General features: G+C 68.9%; 18 protein-coding genes. 6 read left to right on the top strand and 12 right to left on the bottom strand.

The window, feature by feature from the left end; translation table 11 throughout:
• The first annotated feature begins 4 nt into the window (after nt 1–4).
• A complete protein-coding gene (locus tag JTJ31_RS14275) occupies nt 5–724 on the top strand; it encodes a ribonuclease activity regulator RraA (RefSeq protein WP_207539387.1) in 720 nt (239 codons plus the stop codon).
• A complete protein-coding gene (locus tag JTJ31_RS14270) occupies nt 725–1,708 on the top strand; it encodes an SMP-30/gluconolactonase/LRE family protein (protein WP_207539386.1) in 984 nt (327 codons plus the stop codon).
• Here the strand turns inward: JTJ31_RS14270 and JTJ31_RS14265 are convergent.
• The 3 genes from JTJ31_RS14265 to JTJ31_RS14255 are packed head-to-tail and all read right to left on the bottom strand — an operon-like array spanning nt 1,683 to nt 3,894.
• Entirely contained in the window at nt 1,683–2,042 is a 360-nt protein-coding gene (locus tag JTJ31_RS14265; protein ID WP_207539385.1) for a YraN family protein, read from the bottom strand. The two genes, JTJ31_RS14270 and JTJ31_RS14265, sit on opposite strands and share 26 nt — an antisense overlap.
• A gap of 4 nt (nt 2,043–2,046) precedes the next feature.
• A complete protein-coding gene (locus JTJ31_RS14260) occupies nt 2,047–3,132 on the bottom strand; it encodes a threonine aldolase family protein (protein WP_207539384.1) in 1,086 nt (361 codons plus the stop codon).
• A gap of 9 nt (nt 3,133–3,141) precedes the next feature.
• A complete protein-coding gene (locus JTJ31_RS14255) occupies nt 3,142–3,894 on the bottom strand; it encodes an SDR family oxidoreductase (protein ID WP_207539383.1) in 753 nt (250 codons plus the stop codon).
• A gap of 83 nt (nt 3,895–3,977) precedes the next feature.
• On the opposite strand from JTJ31_RS14255, the gene JTJ31_RS14250 reads away from it, so the two are divergent.
• Together JTJ31_RS14250 and JTJ31_RS14245 are read left to right on the top strand one after the other, a co-directional pair.
• Nucleotides 3,978–5,030: a C-terminal binding protein gene (locus JTJ31_RS14250; protein ID WP_207539382.1), complete on the top strand. Its 1,053-nt coding sequence runs from the start codon at nt 3,978–3,980 to the stop codon at nt 5,028–5,030.
• Nucleotides 5,031–5,099: 69 nt separating this feature from the next.
• Nucleotides 5,100–6,710 carry a methyltransferase domain-containing protein gene (locus JTJ31_RS14245; protein ID WP_207539381.1) on the top strand — a complete coding sequence of 537 codons (1,611 nt, stop codon included), beginning with the start codon at nt 5,100–5,102 and terminating at the stop codon, nt 6,708–6,710.
• Here the strand turns inward: JTJ31_RS14245 and JTJ31_RS14240 are convergent.
• From JTJ31_RS14240 to eno, 9 genes are all read right to left on the bottom strand, one after another.
• Nucleotides 6,698–7,171, bottom strand: a complete 474-nt coding sequence (locus JTJ31_RS14240) for a type II toxin-antitoxin system RatA family toxin (protein WP_207539380.1) — start codon at nt 7,169–7,171, stop codon at nt 6,698–6,700. The genes JTJ31_RS14245 and JTJ31_RS14240 overlap by 13 nt on opposite strands.
• Complete coding sequence (gene lipA, locus JTJ31_RS14235) at nt 7,171–8,139, bottom strand: lipoyl synthase (RefSeq protein ID WP_207539379.1); 969 nt, start codon at nt 8,137–8,139, stop codon at nt 7,171–7,173. The genes JTJ31_RS14240 and lipA overlap by 1 nt, the downstream gene beginning before the upstream one ends.
• A 47-nt stretch (nt 8,140–8,186) precedes the next feature.
• Entirely contained in the window at nt 8,187–9,581 is a 1,395-nt protein-coding gene (lpdA, locus tag JTJ31_RS14230; RefSeq protein ID WP_207539378.1) for a dihydrolipoyl dehydrogenase, read from the bottom strand.
• 3 nt (nt 9,582–9,584) lie between these two features.
• Entirely contained in the window at nt 9,585–10,121 is a 537-nt protein-coding gene (locus tag JTJ31_RS14225; protein WP_236020205.1) for a GNAT family N-acetyltransferase, read from the bottom strand.
• A 1-nt stretch (nt 10,122) separates the two neighbouring features.
• Complete coding sequence (locus JTJ31_RS14220; protein ID WP_207539377.1) at nt 10,123–11,481, bottom strand: pyruvate dehydrogenase complex dihydrolipoamide acetyltransferase; 1,359 nt, start codon at nt 11,479–11,481, stop codon at nt 10,123–10,125.
• Nucleotides 11,482–11,493: 12 nt separating this feature from the next.
• Entirely contained in the window at nt 11,494–12,897 is a 1,404-nt protein-coding gene (locus JTJ31_RS14215; RefSeq protein ID WP_207539376.1) for a pyruvate dehydrogenase complex E1 component subunit beta, read from the bottom strand.
• 1 nt (nt 12,898) lies between these two features.
• Nucleotides 12,899–13,864 (bottom strand): pyruvate dehydrogenase (acetyl-transferring) E1 component subunit alpha, encoded by a 966-nt coding sequence (gene pdhA, locus JTJ31_RS14210; protein WP_207539486.1) that lies wholly within the window; start codon nt 13,862–13,864, stop codon nt 12,899–12,901.
• A 197-nt stretch (nt 13,865–14,061) separates the two neighbouring features.
• Nucleotides 14,062–14,394 (bottom strand): FtsB family cell division protein, encoded by a 333-nt coding sequence (locus JTJ31_RS14205; RefSeq protein WP_207539375.1) that lies wholly within the window; start codon nt 14,392–14,394, stop codon nt 14,062–14,064.
• Between the two features lie 162 nt (nt 14,395–14,556).
• The gene (gene eno, locus JTJ31_RS14200) at nt 14,557–15,834 is read right to left on the bottom strand and encodes a phosphopyruvate hydratase (RefSeq protein WP_207539374.1); all 1,278 of its coding nucleotides are present in this window, start codon (nt 15,832–15,834) and stop codon (nt 14,557–14,559) included.
• A gap of 85 nt (nt 15,835–15,919) precedes the next feature.
• Here eno and JTJ31_RS14195 point away from each other — a divergent pair, with 85 nt between their 5' ends.
• Both JTJ31_RS14195 and JTJ31_RS14190 read left to right on the top strand, forming a co-directional pair.
• Nucleotides 15,920–16,177: a DUF3253 domain-containing protein gene (locus JTJ31_RS14195; protein ID WP_207539373.1), complete on the top strand. Its 258-nt coding sequence runs from the start codon at nt 15,920–15,922 to the stop codon at nt 16,175–16,177.
• Nucleotides 16,174–16,620, top strand: coding sequence for a DUF1499 domain-containing protein (locus JTJ31_RS14190; protein ID WP_207539372.1), 447 nt, complete (start codon nt 16,174–16,176; stop codon nt 16,618–16,620). The genes JTJ31_RS14195 and JTJ31_RS14190 overlap by 4 nt, the downstream gene beginning before the upstream one ends.
• Nucleotides 16,621–16,625 lie beyond the last annotated feature (5 nt).

The raw sequence follows: 16,625 nt of genomic DNA, 5'->3' as shown, positions 1-16,625 counted from the left end.
CGCCATGCCGCTATCCGACGAGACCCGCGCGAAGCTGAAGCGCGTCAGCACGGCCACCCTGGCGACCGCCCTGTTCAAGCGCGGCTTCCGCCAGCAGATGATCCAGGATGTCCACCCCCTGCACCCGCCAGGCGGGGACTCCATGGTCGGCGAGGCCTTCACCCTGCGCTACATCCCGGCGCGCGAGGACCTCAACACGCTGGAGGCGTTCAAGGACCCCGAGCACCCGCAGCGCAAGGGGGTGGAAACCTGCCCGCCCGGCCACGTGATGGTGATGGACAGCCGCAAGGATGCGCGCGCCGCCTCGGCCGGGGGTATATTGGTGGCGCGGCTGATGGCTCGCGGCGTGGCCGGCGTCGTCACCGATGGCGGGTTCCGCGACAGCGTGGAGATCGCGGCGCTGGGCATCCCGGCCTATCACCACCGCCCCTCCGCTCCCACTAACCTAACGCTGAACCACGCCATCGCCCTGAACGAGCCCATCGCCTGCGGCGACGCGCCGGTCTTTCCCGGCGACGTGCTGGTGGGCGACGGGGATGGGGTGATCGTCATTCCCGCCCACCTCGCCGACGAGATCGCGGCCGAAGCGACGGAGATGACGGCCTACGAGGATTTCGTCACCGAGCGCGTGAAGGACGGGCACAGCATCCGCGGCCTCTACCCCGCGACCGACCCGCGCAACCTGGAGATCTTCGCCGCATGGCGGAAGGAGAAGGGCCGCTAGATGCCGGGCGGGCGCTGGAGCGAGGTCGTCCGCTATCCCGACCCGGCGATCGAGATCGTCCACCCCTCCTTCGCCCGCTACCGCCTGAACGCCGCGCATGTGGAGGTGCTGGCCACGGGCTTCCGCTGGGCCGAGGGTCCGGTGTGGTTCGGCGACCAGCGCTGCCTGTTCTTCTCCGACATCCCCAACAACGCCATCCTGCGCTGGAGCGAGGAAACCGGTCTGGCCACGGAGTTCCGCAAGCCGTCGAACAACGCCAACGGCCACACGCGGGACCGCCAGGGCCGCCTCGTTTCCTGCGAGCACGGGAGCCGCAGCGTCACCCGCACCGAGCATGACGGGCGCATCAGCACCGTGGCGAGCCACTTCGAGGGAAAGCGGCTGAACTCCCCCAACGATCTGGTCGTGAAGTCCGACGACAGCATCTGGTTCACCGACCCGCCCTTCGGCATCCTCGGCTTCTATGAGGGCGAGCGCGCGCCACGCGAACTGCCGACCGATGTCTACCGCATCGACGGCGTGACGGGCGCGGCGACGCGGGTGGCAAGCGGCATCCAGCGGCCCAACGGCCTCGCCTTCTCGCCCGACGAGCGCATCCTCTACATCGTAGAGTCGGGTTCGGAACCCCGGACGATCCGTGCCTTCGGCGTGTCGCAGGATGGGCGCAGCCTCGACGGAGGCCGCCTCTTCTATCGCTGCGCGCCGGGCGAGACGCCGGACGGATTCCGCGTGGATCTGGACGGCAATCTGTGGTGCGGCTGGGGCATGGGCGAAGGGCTGGACGGCGTCTGCGTCTTCAATCCGGAGGGGGAGGTGATCGGCCGCATCCACCTGCCCATCCGCTGCGCCAACCTCGCCTTCGGCGGGCGGCACCGCAACCGCCTCTTCATGACCTGCGGGACGATGCTGATGTCGCTCTACACCGCAGCGCAGGGCGCGACCTGGCCCGACGCGCCCGTCACCAGAGGCGAAACGCATCCGTGATCCGGCGGGCGGAGCCATCCGCCGCCACCAGGATCACGTCGAAGCGCACGCCCTGCGCGCCATGGCCGGGGTGATGCGCCATCCAGGCCTCGGCTGCGGCCATGAGCCGCGCCTGCTGCCGAGTAGTCAGGGCGAAGGCCGCCTCCCGCCAGGAAGGGCGGGCTTTCACCTCGACGAAGGCGAGCAGCCCGTCGCGCTCGGCGACGAGGTCCAGTTCGCCTGCCGGGGTGCGGACGCGGCGGGCCAGCACCTCCCAGTCGTCGCGGCGCAGCGCATCCTCGGCCACCGCCTCGGCATCCAGGCCAAGGCGATGGGCGGCTTGGCCGCGTTGCACGCGGTCAGGCCGCAAGGGCCTCGCGGATCGCGCTCACTGCCTCGGGGATCATGGCGGCAGTCACGTCCAGATGGGTGCAGGCGCGGACACGACCGCCCAGGCCGCTGACCATGATGCCCTTTTCCATCAGCCGCTTCTGCAGGGTTTCGACCGAAACACCTGTCCCCTTGATGTCGAAGAAGACCAAGTTGGTGTCCGGCTCCTCCACCACTACGTTCTCGATCTGGCGCAGGCCGCGCGCCAGGTCGCGCGCATTGGCGTGGTCTTCGGCCAGCCGCTCCACGTGGTGGTCCAGGGCATAGATGCAGGCCGCGGCGCAGACGCCGCCCTGCCGCATGGAGCCGCCGAGCCGCTGCTTCCAGCGCCACGCCGCATCGATGAACTCGCGCGAGCCGCAAAGCACCGCGCCCAGCGGCGCCCCCAGCCCCTTGGTGAAATCCAGCCAGACCGAGTCGAACCCGGCCACCATCTCCGCCGGCGCGACGCCCGTGGCGACGGTGGCATTCAGCAGCCGCGCCCCGTCCATGTGGGTGGCCCAGCCCTGCTCGCGCGCGATGCCAGTCAACTCGTTCAGCGTCTGGAGCGGCCAGACCGCGCCGCCGCCGATATTGGCGGTCTGCTCGATCTCCAGCAGGCGCTGCGGCGGGGCGTAGCGCGTGCGCGGACGGATGGCGGCGCGCAAGTCATCGGCGGTGAACATGCCGCGCGCGCCCTTCAGCCCCATGATCTGCACGCCGGTCAGGGCCGCATGGGTGCCGCCCTCGCTGTGCAGGATATGCGAGGTCTCGTGCGCGATGACCTCGTCGCCCTTTCCGCAATGGGTCAGGATGGCGACGACGTTGCACATGGTGCCGGAGGGCAGGAACATCGCCGCCTCCTTGCCCATCAGCGCGGCCATGCGGTCGCAGAGTTCCCACACGGTCGGGTCGTCGCCGTGCTGCTCGTCCCCCACCTCGGCGCGCATCATCGCCTCCTTCATCGTGGGCGTCGGGCGCGTCTGCGTGTCGGAGTAGAGGTTGATGCGGACCGGCGGCGCGTTGCGCGGCGGGCGGACGGGCGTCCAGGACGCGGCGGAGGGGGCGTGAACCATAGGCCGCTTCTACAGCTTCCGCGCCTGCTGGGCGAGGTAGCCGCGGTTGCGCGTGGGCGTCACCAGCACCTCGTTCACGCAGACATGCGGCGGGCGCGTCGCCAGGAAGAGGATGAGCTCCGCGCAATCCTCGGGCTGGAGCATCTCGCTCAGCTCCTGCTCGCTCAGCTTGTTCGGGCGCTTGTCCAGGATGGGCGTGCGGACCTCGCCGGGGCAGAGCGCGGTGGAACGGATGCCGTTCCCGCATTCCTCCATGTTGATGGAATGGCTCATCGCCACCACGGCGTGCTTGGAGGCGGCATAGCCCGGCCCCGCCATGGGCGAGACGAATCGCCCGGCCATGGAGGCGGTGTGGATCATCACCCCGTCCTTCTGCTTCCGCATCAGCGGCAGGGCGGCGATGGCGCCATGGAAGGCGCTCATCACGTTGCCGTCCACCAGCTCGCGGATTCCCTCGGGCGAGAGCTTGGCCCAGGACCGGTCGTTGATGTTCAGCCCGGCATTGTTCACCAGGATGTCGAGCCGGCCGAACTCCTTCTCGATGAAGGACGCGACCGCCTGCACCGATTTCGCGTCGGACAGGTCGGCGGGCTGCACATGCGCCGCTTTCCCGATCCGCGCCGCCACCGAATCCAGCTTCGCGCGGGTGCGGCCAGTGAGCAACACCGTGCAGCCCTCGGCGGCCAGGGCGATCGCCGCTGCCTCGCCGATGCCGCTTCCCGAGCCCGTCACCCAGGCCACCTTGCCGTCCAGTTGAGCCATGAACCTCTCCTCGCCTCTCTTTGCGGCGAGCCTATCCCATGCTTGGCTTCCGGCAACCGGCAGAGAAGGCGGGAGGAGACGGAATGGCCAAGTTCACCATCGTGACCCCGAAGGGCGCGAGCTTCACCACCGCGGGCGGCGGCTACGACTACGAGATGGAGGCGCTGAAGGCGCTGACCGACGTGCAGGCCGAGATCGTCGAGGGGCCGACCGACTCGGCTGGGTTCATCGCGATGGCGAAGGACGCGGATGCCATCTACGCCAAGGGCATCCCCATCACGGCGGAGATCATCAAGAACCTCGGCAACTGCAAGGTCATCGCGCTCGGCTCCGTCGGCGTGGACAGCGTGGACGTGAAGGCGGCGACGGCGGCGGGCATCCCGGTCACCAACATCCCCGACACCTTCATCGAGGAGGTGGCGGACCATGCCCTCACCCTTCTCCTCTCCACCTTCCGGCGCGTGATCGAGCAGGACAAGATGGTGCGGGAGGGGCGCTGGAGCGAAGGGCGCCCGGCGCTGCTGAAGATCCCCCGGCTTTGGGGCCAGACACTTGGCCTCATCTCCTTCGGGCGCGTGGCCCGCGCCGTGACGCGGCGCGCCAAGGGCTTCGGGCTGAACATCATCGCCTACGACCCCTTCGTCGAGGAAAGCGTGATGTACGAGATGGGCGTCACCCCGGTGACTCTGGAGGATCTGCTGGCCAAGTCCGACTTCGTCTCCATGCACGCCCCGGCCCGGCCCGAATGCACCCACATGCTGCGGGCCGAGCACTTCAAGGCGATGAAGCGCACCGCGATCTTCCTCAACACCGGCCGCGGTCCGACCGTGGATGAATCGGGGTTGATCGAGGCGCTGGAGCAGGGCTGGATCGCCTATGCCGGGCTCGACGTGCTGGAGGTGGAGCCGCCCTCGCACAACAACCCCATCCTCAAGATGGACAACGTCATCCTCTCCGCCCACACCGCCTCCGCCTCCGCACGGTTCGACGAGGCACGCAAGCGCCGCGTCGGCGCGGAGCTGGCGCTGGTGGCACAGGGCAAGTGGCCGATGTCCTGCGTGAATCCCGCCGTACTGCAATCCACGAAGCTGCGCCGCTGGCAGCCCGTGGCGATCGGGCGCGGCCCGAATAGCTGACGCGCCCGGGCGGCCCTTCCCGGCGGAACCGGCTTCCGCCATGAAGGGAGAAACCATCCGGGGGCATTCATGCTGCTCTTCCACCCGGCGCGCGCCCCCGAATGGCGCGCGCCCGACCCTGGCCCTGGCCGCTCCGTCCATTTTCCGGGCGGCGCCGCCAAGGGGGTCGAACCGATGGGTGGCCGACTGAGCGAGCCCGACGCGGATGGCTGGTCGCGCTTCCAGCCTGATCCTGCCGCGCCCTTCCACGGCATCGCCCTCATGGTCCCGTTCCTGGCCGGGCGCGGGCAATCCCTTTCGGTGGAGTTGCGCCCGCCCCCGGGCTCACGGCTGCGCATCGATTTCAGCGGCGACGTGACGCGGATGCGCAAGGCCTATGTGCATCTCGATGCCGAAGGCCGGGTCGAGCACCTCGGCGAGGAATTGCTGAGCTGCAAGACGACCCCCCTGCCCGATGGCGGGTGGCGGTTGGTGGCAAGGCTGCTGCCGATCCGCAGCCGCATGGCCTGGATCGGCATCCATCCCGAAAATGCCGGCGCCGAGCCGCTGGCCTGGCGCGAGGCACGCTTCGAGACATTCCTGCTCGACCAGCCCTGGGCCAGCCGCGCCGAGGCAGGCTTGGTCGAGGAGGATGGGGTGTTGCACGCCTGTCACGCCTGGAGCCTCTTCGGCGATTACGGCCAGCTGGATTTCGAGATCTTCCGTCCCGGCACCGCGTTGACCGGGTTGGCGCTGGAATCGCCCCTGCCCCTCTCCTACGCCTCCTGGATCACCTCGGATCCGCCGAGGGACGAGGCGCCGCAATGGCCCGAGGGGCTGTTTCCCATCCCGCCGCCTACCCGGCCGCCCTGGCCGTTGCAGTCACCAGGGCTGATGGAGCAGCTCGGGCCGGACGAATCCTGGCGCGGTCACCGCATCCGCTTCCTGCTCGACCAGCCCTTCGAGATGGAGCGCGCCAAGCTGGGCCCGGAGGGGTTCATGCTCACGCTGCGCCTCCATGCCCGCTTCAGCGACGGTCACTCGGCGGTGATCCGAGCCAAGCCCAGCGCCAAGTTCGTGGATGACTGGAGCCGGCTCTGCGATGCGCATCTGGCGCGCGCGCTGGAAGAAGGCGGCGAGGGGCAGGTCTTCCTCGAACTCGGTGCCCGCGGACCGGCCAGCATCGAGCGGCGCAAGGAACTGGACCCGCGCTGGCGCTACATCGCCTCTGACATCCATGACGGGCCGAATGTGGACCTCGTGGCCGACGCGCACCGGCTTTCGGAGATCCTGCCGGCCGGCTCGGTGGGGGTGTGCTGGTCGAACAGCGTCATGGAGCACCTGCTCTCGCCCGAGCGTGTGGTGCTCGAGACCAATCAGCTGCTGCGGCCGGGCGGGCTCTTCGTCGCCGTGGTGCCGTGTTCCTGGCCGCTGCACGCCGAGCCCTGGGATTTCCAGCGCTTTACCGTGCACAAGTGGACGGCGCTGCTGAACGACCGCACGGGGTTCGAGATCCTGGACCGCTTCGAGATGCTGGATTTCGCCACCGTCCCGCGCCTGCCCTACATGGCCGGGCTGGACCGCATGCCCGAGGCCCCTGCCCCCGGCATGACCGGCGTGGTGGCGCGCAAGACGGGCCCCGCCCAGGTGACCTGGGAAGGCTGGCACCCCGGCTTGGCGAGCGGCCGCTACGACCCCTGAGTTTGCGGCTGGGCGGCAACGCCCGGCCCGTTGCGGCCGTAAAGCTGCATGGCCCGCCGCTCGAAGGCACGGACCATCAGCCGCACCGCCTCGTTGAACACCGTGCCGATCACCGCCTGCAACAGGCGGGAGCGGAACTCGAAATCCACAAAGAAATCCACCTCCGTCCCGCCCGGGACCTCGCGGAACTTCCAGGTGTTGTTGAGGTAGCGGAAGGGGCCGTTGAGATACTGAACCCGGACCTGATGCGGCCGGTCCAGCGTCACCTCCGAGCGGAAGGTCTCCCGGAACAGCTTGAAGCCGATGGTCAGGTCGGCAACCAGCTTGTCCTCCGTGCGCGAGATGATGCGCGCCCCGACGCACCAGGGCAGGAATTCCGGATAGCGGCGCACATCGGCCACTAGCTCGAACATGTCCTCCTGCCTGTGGCGCAGGATGCGCTTCTCGGCGTGGGTGGGCATCAGGCGGCCGGGGCCAGCTGGCGGCGTCGCGCCGTCTGAAGCGCCGCGAAGTCGCGGTCGGCGTGATAGGAGGAGCGGGTGAGCGGCGTGGCGCTGACCAGCAGGAAGCCCTTGGCCCGTGCCAGGGCAGCATAGTCCTCGAACTCAGCAGGCTCGACGAAGCGCGCCACGGCGGCGTGTTTCACGGTGGGCTGGAGGTACTGGCCGATCGTCAGGAAATCCACCTCGGCGGAACGCATGTCGTCCATCACCTGCTGCACCTCGATCCGCTCCTCGCCCAGCCCGACCATGAGGCCGGACTTGGTGAAGATCGTGGGGTCCAGCCGCTTCACCCGGTCCAGCAGGCGCAGCGAGTGGTAGTAGCGCGCGCCGGGCCGGATGGTCGGGTAGAGGCGCGGCACGGTTTCCAGATTGTGGTTGAAGACGTCCGGCCGCGCTTCCACCACAACCTCCAGCGCGCCGTCCTTGCGGAGGAAGTCGGGAGTCAGCACCTCGACCGTCGTGCCGGGCGCGGACTCGCGGATGGCGGCGATCGTGCGGGCGAAGTGGCGGGCGCCGCCGTCGCGCAGATCATCCCGGTCCACGCTGGTCACCACCACGTGACGCAGCCCCATCTTTGCCACCGCCTCGCCCACGCGGCGGGGCTCGTCCTCGTCCAGGGCCTTGGGCAGGCCGGTGGCGACGTTGCAGAAGGAGCAGGCGCGGGTGCAGATCTCGCCCATGATCATCATGGTGGCGTGGCGCTGCGACCAGCATTCCCCGATATTGGGGCAGGCCGCCTCCTCACAGACCGTGACCAGCTTGCTGTCGCGCATGAGCGCCCGCGTCTCGTGATAGACGGGGTGGGTCGGCGCCTTCACCCGGATCCAGGCGGGCTTGCGCTGGATGGGATTATCCGGGCGGTGCGCCTTTTCCGGGTGGCGAACGACGCCCCGATCGGCGCCGTGGTTGATCTCGATGCGGGCCATGGCCGGGCAGATATAGCGCGCCCGGCCGGTTTACGAACCCCTGGCTTTCAGATGTGGATGACCCTTCCGTAAGCATCCAGCACGGATTCGTGCATGGCCTCGGAGATGGTCGGGTGCGGGAAGACCGTGTGCATCAACTCGGCCTCCGTGGATTCCAGGGTGCGGGCGATGCCATAGCCCTGGATCATCTCCGTCACCTCGGGCCCGACCATGTGGGCGCCAAGTAACTCGCCGGTCTTGGCGTCGAACACGGTCTTCACGAAGCCCTCCGGCTCGCCCATCGCGATGGCCTTGCCGTTGCCGATGAAGGGGAAGCGGCCGATCTTGACCTCGTGGCCCTTCTCCTTCGCCCGGGCCTCGGTCAGGCCGACGCTGGCGACCTGGGGGCGGCAATAGGTGCAGCCCGGAATGTTCAGCACGTCCATCGGGTGCGGGTGCAGCCCGGCAATGGCCTCCACGGCGATGATGCCCTCATGGCTTGCCTTGTGGGCCAGCCAGGGAGCGCCGGCCACGTCGCCGATCGCCCAGATGCCCGTCTCGCCGGTGCGGCACATCTCGTCGATGACGATGTTGCCCCGCTCCAGCTTCACCTTGGTGCCTTCCAGGCCGAGATTCTCCGTGTTGGCGACGATGCCGACGGCGGAGATCAGCCGGTCGGCGGCGATCTCGCTCACCTTGCCGCCCGCCTCGACTACGGCGGTGATGCCGCCGCCGCTCTTGCGGACGCCCTGGACGCGGGCCTCCGTCAGCACCTTCATTCCCTGCTTCTCGAAGCTCTTGCGGACAAAGGCGCTGATCTCCGCATCCTCGACCGGCAGGATGCGGTCCATCACCTCGATCAGCGTCACCTCGGCGCCCATGTTCAGGTAGAAGGACGCGAATTCGGAGCCGATGGCCCCTGAACCGACGACGATCAGCTTCTTGGGCATGACCTCGGGCACCATCGCCTCGCGATAGGACCAGATCAGCTTGCCGTCCGGCTCCATGCCCGGCAGAGCGCGGGCGCGGGCGCCGGTGGCCAGGATGATGTCCTTGGCCTGCAGCTCGGTCGTCTTGCTGTCCTTGGCCGTGACGGTCAGCTTGCCCGGCCCGGCCAGCTTGCCGGAGCCGTCGAACACCGTGACCTTGTTCTTCTTCAGCAGGTGCTTCACCCCGCCGGAGAGCTGCCCCGCCACGGCGCGGGATCGCTTGATGACCTTGGCGAAGTCGTAGCGCACGTTATCCGCCGCGAAGCCATAGGCGTCGAGTGTGTGCAGGAGGTGGTTGATCTCCGAGGCGCGAAGCAGCGCCTTGGTCGGGATGCAGCCCCAGTTGAGGCAGATGCCGCCCAGGTGCTCGCGCTCCACCAGCGCGACCTTCATCTTGAGTTGAGCGCCTCGGATCGCGGCGACGTAGCCGCCCGGGCCGCCGCCCACCACCACCAGGTCGAAGCTCTCGGCCATGTCTCAGCCTCCTTGCGCCAGGCGGGCCAGGGCGGGGCCGCTGACGCGCATGTCGGTCCACTCGTTGCGGGGCGCGGCGCCCATCGCCTCGTAGGCGGCGATGGCCGGCGCGTTCCAGTCCAGCACGTTCCACTCCAGATGCGCGCAGCCTTCCGCCACCGCGCGCCGCGCCACCTCGGCGAAGGCGGCGCGGGCGATGCCGCGGCGGCGGTGCTCCGGCTCCACGAAGACATCCTCGATCCACAGACCGGGCCGGCCCGCGAAGCTCGAGAAGGTGCGGGTCACGACGCAGACCGCGACGGCCCGCCCATCCGCCTCGCACAGCATCGCCTCGGCCTCCGGCGCGGGGCCGAAGAAGGCACGGCGGTAATCCTCCGCCGTCGCGGTGAACTCGTGCGCGATGCGCTCATACTCCGCCAGCGCGCGGACGAGGCGGAGGATCTCCGGAACATCCGCCTCCGTTGTCGCGCGCCAGCGATACATCGCGCCGTCGAGCGGCCGATTCACGCCCTCGCTGACGCTCGGACGATCGGGCGCCATGTCACAGCATCAGGCTCAGCGGGGTCTCGATCAGCCCCTTGAGGGTCTGCATGAACTCCGCGGCCAGGGCGCCGTCGATCACGCGATGATCCACGGAAAGCTGGCAGGTCATCACCGTGGCGATGGCCAGCGCGCCGTTCTTCACCACCGGGCGCTGCTCGCCCGCGCCCACGGCCAGGATGCCGGCCTGGGGCGGGTTGATGATCGCGGCGAAGTGGCTGACCCCATACATCCCCATGTTGGAGATGCTGAACCCGCCGCCCTGGAACTCCTCCGGCTTCAGCTTGCCGGACTTGGCGCGGGCGGCGAGGTCCTTCATCTCGTTCGAGATGGCGGAAAGCCCCTTGCGGTCCGCCTGCTTCACGATCGGGGTGATGAGCCCGTCCGGGATCGCCACCGCGACGGAGATGTCCACGTCGTCGAATTGCAGGATCGCGTCATCCGTCCAGGCGGCGTTCACCGAAGGATGGCGGCGCAGCGCCACAGCGCAGGCCTTGATGACGAGGTCGTTGACCGAAAGCTTGAAGGCACCCGGCCCCTCCTTGGGCGAGGAGGCGTTGAGCTCGCCGCGCAGCTTCAGCAGCGCGTCCAGCTCGATGTCCATCGCCACGTAGAAATGCGGGATGGTGGATTTCGACTCCGACAGGCGGCGGGCGATGACCTTCCGCATGGAGGAGTTGGGCACCGCCTTGTGCGGAGCGGTGATGGCGACGGGTGCGGGCTTCGGCGCGGCCGGCGCTGGCGCGGCAGCCTCGCGCTGCCCCGCGGCGGGGGCCTCGGCCTTCGCGGCGGGGCGGCTCATCGCTGCCTCGATATCCGCCTTCACGATGCGCCCCTGCGGGCCGGAGCCCTTGATGCCGCCGAGGTCCAGCCCCGCCTGCTGCGCCATGCGCCGCGCGAGCGGCGAGGCGAAGACGCGGTCACCCCCAGCCGGCTGGGGCGCCGGCGCGGAAGCACCGGAGGAGGTGGGCATAGGCGGGGCCACGGGCTGCTCGGCCGCGCCTTCCACCTTGCCGCCTGCATCCTTCACCGCTTCCAGCGCCGGGGCCTGGGAGGCGCTGGGCGAGGGCTTGCTGCCCGCATCCCCGCCCTTTGCGCCGCCTTCCGGCACGGCCTCGCCCGGCTCCACCAGCACGGCGATCACCTGGTTGACCTTCACCCCCTCGGTGCCGCCCTGGACGAGGATCTTGCCGAGGACGCCTTCGTCCACCGCCTCGACCTCCATCGTCGCCTTGTCGGTCTCGATCTCGGCGATCACGTCGCCGGACTTGACCGTGTCGCCTTCCTTCTTCAGCCAGCGCGCCAGCGTCCCCTCCGTCATGGTGGGGCTCAGCGCGGGCATCAGGATGTCCGTGGCCATGGGCGTCGTCCCTCAGCGGTAGGTCACGTTGCGGGCAGCTTCCACCACCTGCTCGAGCCGCGGCAGGGCCAGCTTCTCGAGGTTGGCGGCGTAGGGCATCGGGATGTCGAGCCCGGCGACGCGCACCGGCGGCGCGTCGAGATGGTCGAAGGCGTGCTCCATGATCTGCATCGCGACCTCGGCCCCGATGCCGGCAAAGGGCCAGCCCTCCTCCACCGTGACGAGGCGGTTGGTCTTCCGCACGCTGTTCACGATGGTCTCGGTGTCGAGCGGGCGGAGCGAGCGGAGGTTGATGACCTCGGCGCTGATGCCCTGCTCGGCCAGCTTCTCCGCCGCCTGCATCGCCATGCCGACCATGATGGAGAAGGCGACGATGGTGACGTCGGTCCCCGGCCTCTCGATCTTCGCCTTGCCGATTTCGAGGATGAAATCCTCGTCGGTCGGGCACTCGAAGCTCTGGCCGTAGAGGATCTCGTTCTCCAGCACGATCACGGGGTTCGGATCGCGGATGGCGGCGCGCAGCAGGCCCTTGGCGTCGGCCGCGCTCCAGGGCGCGACGACCTTGAGGCCGGGGCAGTGCGCGTACCAGGAGGCGTAGCACTGCGAGTGCTGCGCTGCGACGCGGGAGGCAGCGCCGTTCGGCCCGCGAAAGGTAATGGGGCAGCCCAGCTGGCCGCCGGACATGTAGAGCGTCTTGGCCGCCGAGTTGATGATGTGGTCGATGGCCTGCATCGAGAAGTTGAAGGTCATGAACTCGACAATCGGCTTCAACCCGGTGAAGGCCGCGCCCACCGCCATGCCGGTGAAACCGTGCTCGGTGATGGGCATGTCGAGCACGCGCTTCGGACCGAACTCGTCCAGCAGGCCCTGCGACACCTTGTAGGCGCCCTGGTACTGCGCGACCTCCTCGCCGATCAGAAACACGTCCGCGTCACGGCGCATCTCGGCTGCCATAGCATCGCGAAGCGCCTCGCGCACCGTGATCTTCTGCGTCGCCCCCCAATCGCGCTCCGGCTTGGCGGAGGGGGTGGCGGCCGTGGCGGCGAAGGGATGCTCGTCCTTCTTGGCGCGGGCCTCGTGGTCCTCCGCCTGCGGCAGGGGCGCCGCCTTCTCGCGCTGCTCGGGCACCTTGTCGCCGGAGGCGGCGGGGGAAGGCGCGGCCGCGCCGCCGCCCTTACCGCCGTCCAGCTCCGCGATCACGGAATTGACCGAGACGTTCTCAGTCCCCTCGGGGACGAGGATGCGGGTGATGGTCCCCTCATCCACCGCCTCGACCTCCATGGTGGCCTTGTCGGTCTCGATCTCGGCGATCACGTCGCCGCTCTTCACCGTCTCGCCTTCCTTCTTCAACCAGCGTGCCAGCTTGCCCTCGGTCATGGTGGGCGAAAGGGCGGGCATCAGGATCTCAGCACCCATCTCAGCGCGCCTCCTCGATCACCACGTCGGTCCACAGCTCGCTCTCCGGCGGCTCTGGGCTTTGCTGCGCGAAATCGGCGCTGTCCTGCACGATCGCCTTCACCTCGTCGTCGATCGCCTTGAGGTCGCCTTCCGTGACGCCCATGGCGAGGAGGTCGTTGCGCGCCATCTCCAGGCAGTCGTGCTGCTCGCGCATGCGCTGCACCTCGTCGCGGGTGCGGTACTTCGCCGGGTCGGACATGGAGTGGCCGCGATAGCGGTAGGTCTTCATCTCCAGCAGGTACGGGCCGTTGCCGGCGCGGCAATGCGCCACGGCGCGCTGCGCCGCCTCGTGCACGGTCTGGACGTTCATGCCGTCCACTTGCTCGCCCGGGATGCCCCAGGGCGAGCCGTTCCTGGACAGGTCCTTGGAGGCGGAGGCGCGCTCCACGCTCGTGCCCATGCCGTACTTGTTGTTCTCGATGATGAAGATGCAGGGCAGCTTCAGCAGCGCGGCTAGGTTGAAGCTCTCATAAACCTGGCCCTGATTCGACGCGCCCTCGCCGAAATAGGTCAGGGCAACGTTGTCGTTGCCCCGGTACATGTTGGCAAAGGACAGTCCGGCGCCGAGTGCGACCTGCGCGCCCACGATGCCGTGGCCGCCGAAGAACCCCTTCTCGCGCGAGAACATGTGCATGCTCCCGCCCTTGCCCTTGGAGTAGCCACCGATCCGACCGGTCAGCTCGGCCATCACGCCGCGCGCCTCCATGCCCGTGGCGAGCATGTGTCCGTGGTCGCGATAGGAGGTGATAACCTGGTCGCCCTCCTTGAGGGCCAGCTGCATGCCCACCACCACGGCCTCCTGGCCGATATAGAGGTGGCAGAACCCGCCAATGAGCCCCATGCCGTAGAGCTGACCAGCCTTCTCCTCGAAGCGGCGGATCAGCAGCATGTCTCGATAGGCCGCGAGGAGCTTGTCCCGGCCCATCGCCGGCTCCTTCGCGGCCTTGCCGCGTCGCTTCGTGGCGGGCTCGGTGGACATGCGCTTCCTCCTGGGCTTGTCCTTCCGACTTAAGGCCGACAGGAGCGAGCCGCAAGCGCGCCATCGCGCGAAACCCAGGTTTTGCAACGCAAAAAGAGATTTAACTCGATTATGGTTAAGCCTGTTTGAGAGCCTTGCGCCGCTCAGAAAACCCGCTGTCCCGGCAGGTAAGGGATCACGATCTCGTCGCGCTGGGTGAGGTTCAGCAGCGCCCGCGCCCGCTCCTCCAGCTGGTCCTGGTCGATCATGTCGCCCCGCAGGGCATTCACGCGCCGCTCCGCCGCCTCGCGCTCTTCGGTCGCGCGGGCCAGTTCAAGGCGCGCCTCGGCGATCTCGATGACCCGTGCCTCACGCGCGATCAATCCGCGTTCCCCGTGCGAGGCGTGCCAGAGGAAGAATGCAGTCAGCGCCGACAGCACAACCGGCGCAGCCAGAAGCCGCACGGCACGGCCCAGCGCCCGCTTCACCCGCTGCATGAAAATCTCCCCCAACCCCCATGCCGCAGCCCCCCGGCGCGGCGAGTGCAGATTCTCATGCAAGGCGGGCGCTGTCCAGCGCGATCGGCAGCGCCGATCGCCGGATTTCACGTAGTCATGCCGGAGTGCCGCCCGCACTGGCGGCACCCCGTGCCGCGCGGCTCAGCGCTTCAGGATGGTCCGCCCGGCATAGCGCGCGGCGGGGCCGAGATCCTGCTCGATGCGGATCAGCTGGTTGTACTTGGCCAGCCGGTCCGAGCGGGACAGAGAGCCGGTCTTGATCTGTCCGCAATTCGTCGCGACGGCGAGGTCGGCGATGGTCGCGTCCTCCGTCTCGCCCGAACGATGGGACATCACGGCGGTGTAGCTCGCCTTGTGCGCCGTCTCGACCGCTTCCAGCGTCTCGGTGAGCGTGCCGATCTGGTTCACCTTCACGAGGATGGAGTTGGCCGTCGCCTTCTCGATGCCCTGGCGCAGGCGCTCGGGGTTGGTGACAAAGAGATCGTCGCCCACTAGCTGGACCTTGGCGCCCAGACGGTCGGTCAGCAGCTTCCACCCATTCCAGTCATCCTCGGCGCAGCCATCCTCGATGGAGATGATCGGCCACTTGGCGCAAAGCGCGGCGAGATAGTCCACCATCCCGGCCGAATCGAGGGTCTTGCCCTCGCCCTCCATCGCGTACTTGCCGCCGTGGAAGAACTCGGTGGAGGCGCAGTCGAGGGCGAGCATCACGTCCTCGCCTAGCCGGTGCCCGGCGCTCTCACAGGCCTTGGCGATGAAGGCCAGCGCCTCGTCCGCGCTCTTCAGGTTGGGGGCGAAGCCGCCCTCATCGCCGACGTTGGTGTTGTGGTGGGCGTCGTGCAGCGCCTTCTTCAGCGCCGCGAAGATCTCGGCGCCGATGCGGGTGGCGTCGGCGATGGTCCCGGCGGCGACCGGCATCACCATGAATTCCTGGATGTCGATCGGGTTGTCGGCGTGCTTGCCGCCATTGATGATGTTCATCATCGGCACTGGCAGGGTGCGGGCGAAGGCGCCGCCGACATAGCGGTAGAGCGGCAGTCCATGCGCCTCGGCCGCCGCCTTGGCGACGGCGAGCGAGACGGCCAGCGTGGCGTTGGCGCCGAGCCGCGCCTTGTTGGGCGTACCGTCCAGCTCCAGCATGATTCCGTCGATCTTCACCTGCTCGGCGGCGTCCATGCCGCCGATCGCGTCGAAGATCTCGCCTTCGATGTTGGCGACGGCCTTCTGCACGCCCTTGCCGCCGAAGCGCGACTTGTCGCCGTCGCGAAGCTCCACCGCCTCGTGCGCGCCGGTGCTGGCGCCCGAGGGGACCATGGCCCGGCCGCGGGAGCCGTCATCCAGCACCACCTCCGCTTCCACGGTCGGGTTGCCGCGGCTGTCGAGGACCTCGCGGGCGATGATGTCGGCAATGGCAGGCATGGCGTCGGCTCCTGGTCTGACGCGGGCCGGATAGGCGGGCTTGCCCCGCTGGACAAGGGGGCGCCCCCGCCCGCACAAAGGCGCGATGGTCGGCAACCCCACTCCCGAGGCCATCCGGGCCGAGATCCTGCGCCTCGCGGGCGAGCGCGGCGCGGATCGCTCCATCTGCCCTTCGGAGGTGGCGCGAGCCTTGGCGCCGGATTCCTGGCGCCCCCTGATGCACCGTGTCCGGCGCGAGGCGGCGGCGCTCGCGACGGAGGGGCAGATGGAAATCCTGCGCAAGGGCAAGCCCATCGCGCCCGAAGCGATGCACGGCGTGATCCGCCTGCGGATCGCGCGGTGAGCCTGGTTTCCGCCCTGCTGGGACGCGGCGCGGAAGGCCTGCCACCGCCAGCCCCGCTCGACTTCGGCAGCCTCGCCCTGCCCCGCTCGCCCAACGTGGCCCTCGCGGCCCCGGCGGGCCACGCGCTGGCCGCACGCGCGCATCTCACCTCGCCGCCTTATCCGGTGCCGGCGGAGCGGCTTTTCGAGACGCTTCTGGCCCTGGTGGAAGGGTTCCCGCGCTGCCACCGCATGGGCGCCTGGCCGGAGCGGCGCCAGGCGCAATGGGTCGAGCGGTCCCGATGGATGAACTTTCCCGACCTCATCTGGGCCGAGGCCGTGCCTCTCCCCGAGGGGTCGGGGCTCCTCCTCCTCTCGCGCAGCCTGCTCGGCTGGTCCGATTTCGGCGTGAATCGGGCCCGCGCCGCACGCTGGCTCGAGGCGCTGGAGGTCGCGGTTCGGTAGCGGGC

Origin of the sequence: Sabulicella rubraurantiaca, assembly GCF_017355885.1 — a bacterium.
GTDB lineage: Bacteria > Pseudomonadota > Alphaproteobacteria > Acetobacterales > Acetobacteraceae > Roseococcus > Roseococcus rubraurantiacus.
The sequence above is the reverse complement of the archived record's forward strand: the minus strand, read 5'-3'. Positions and strand labels throughout refer to the sequence as shown.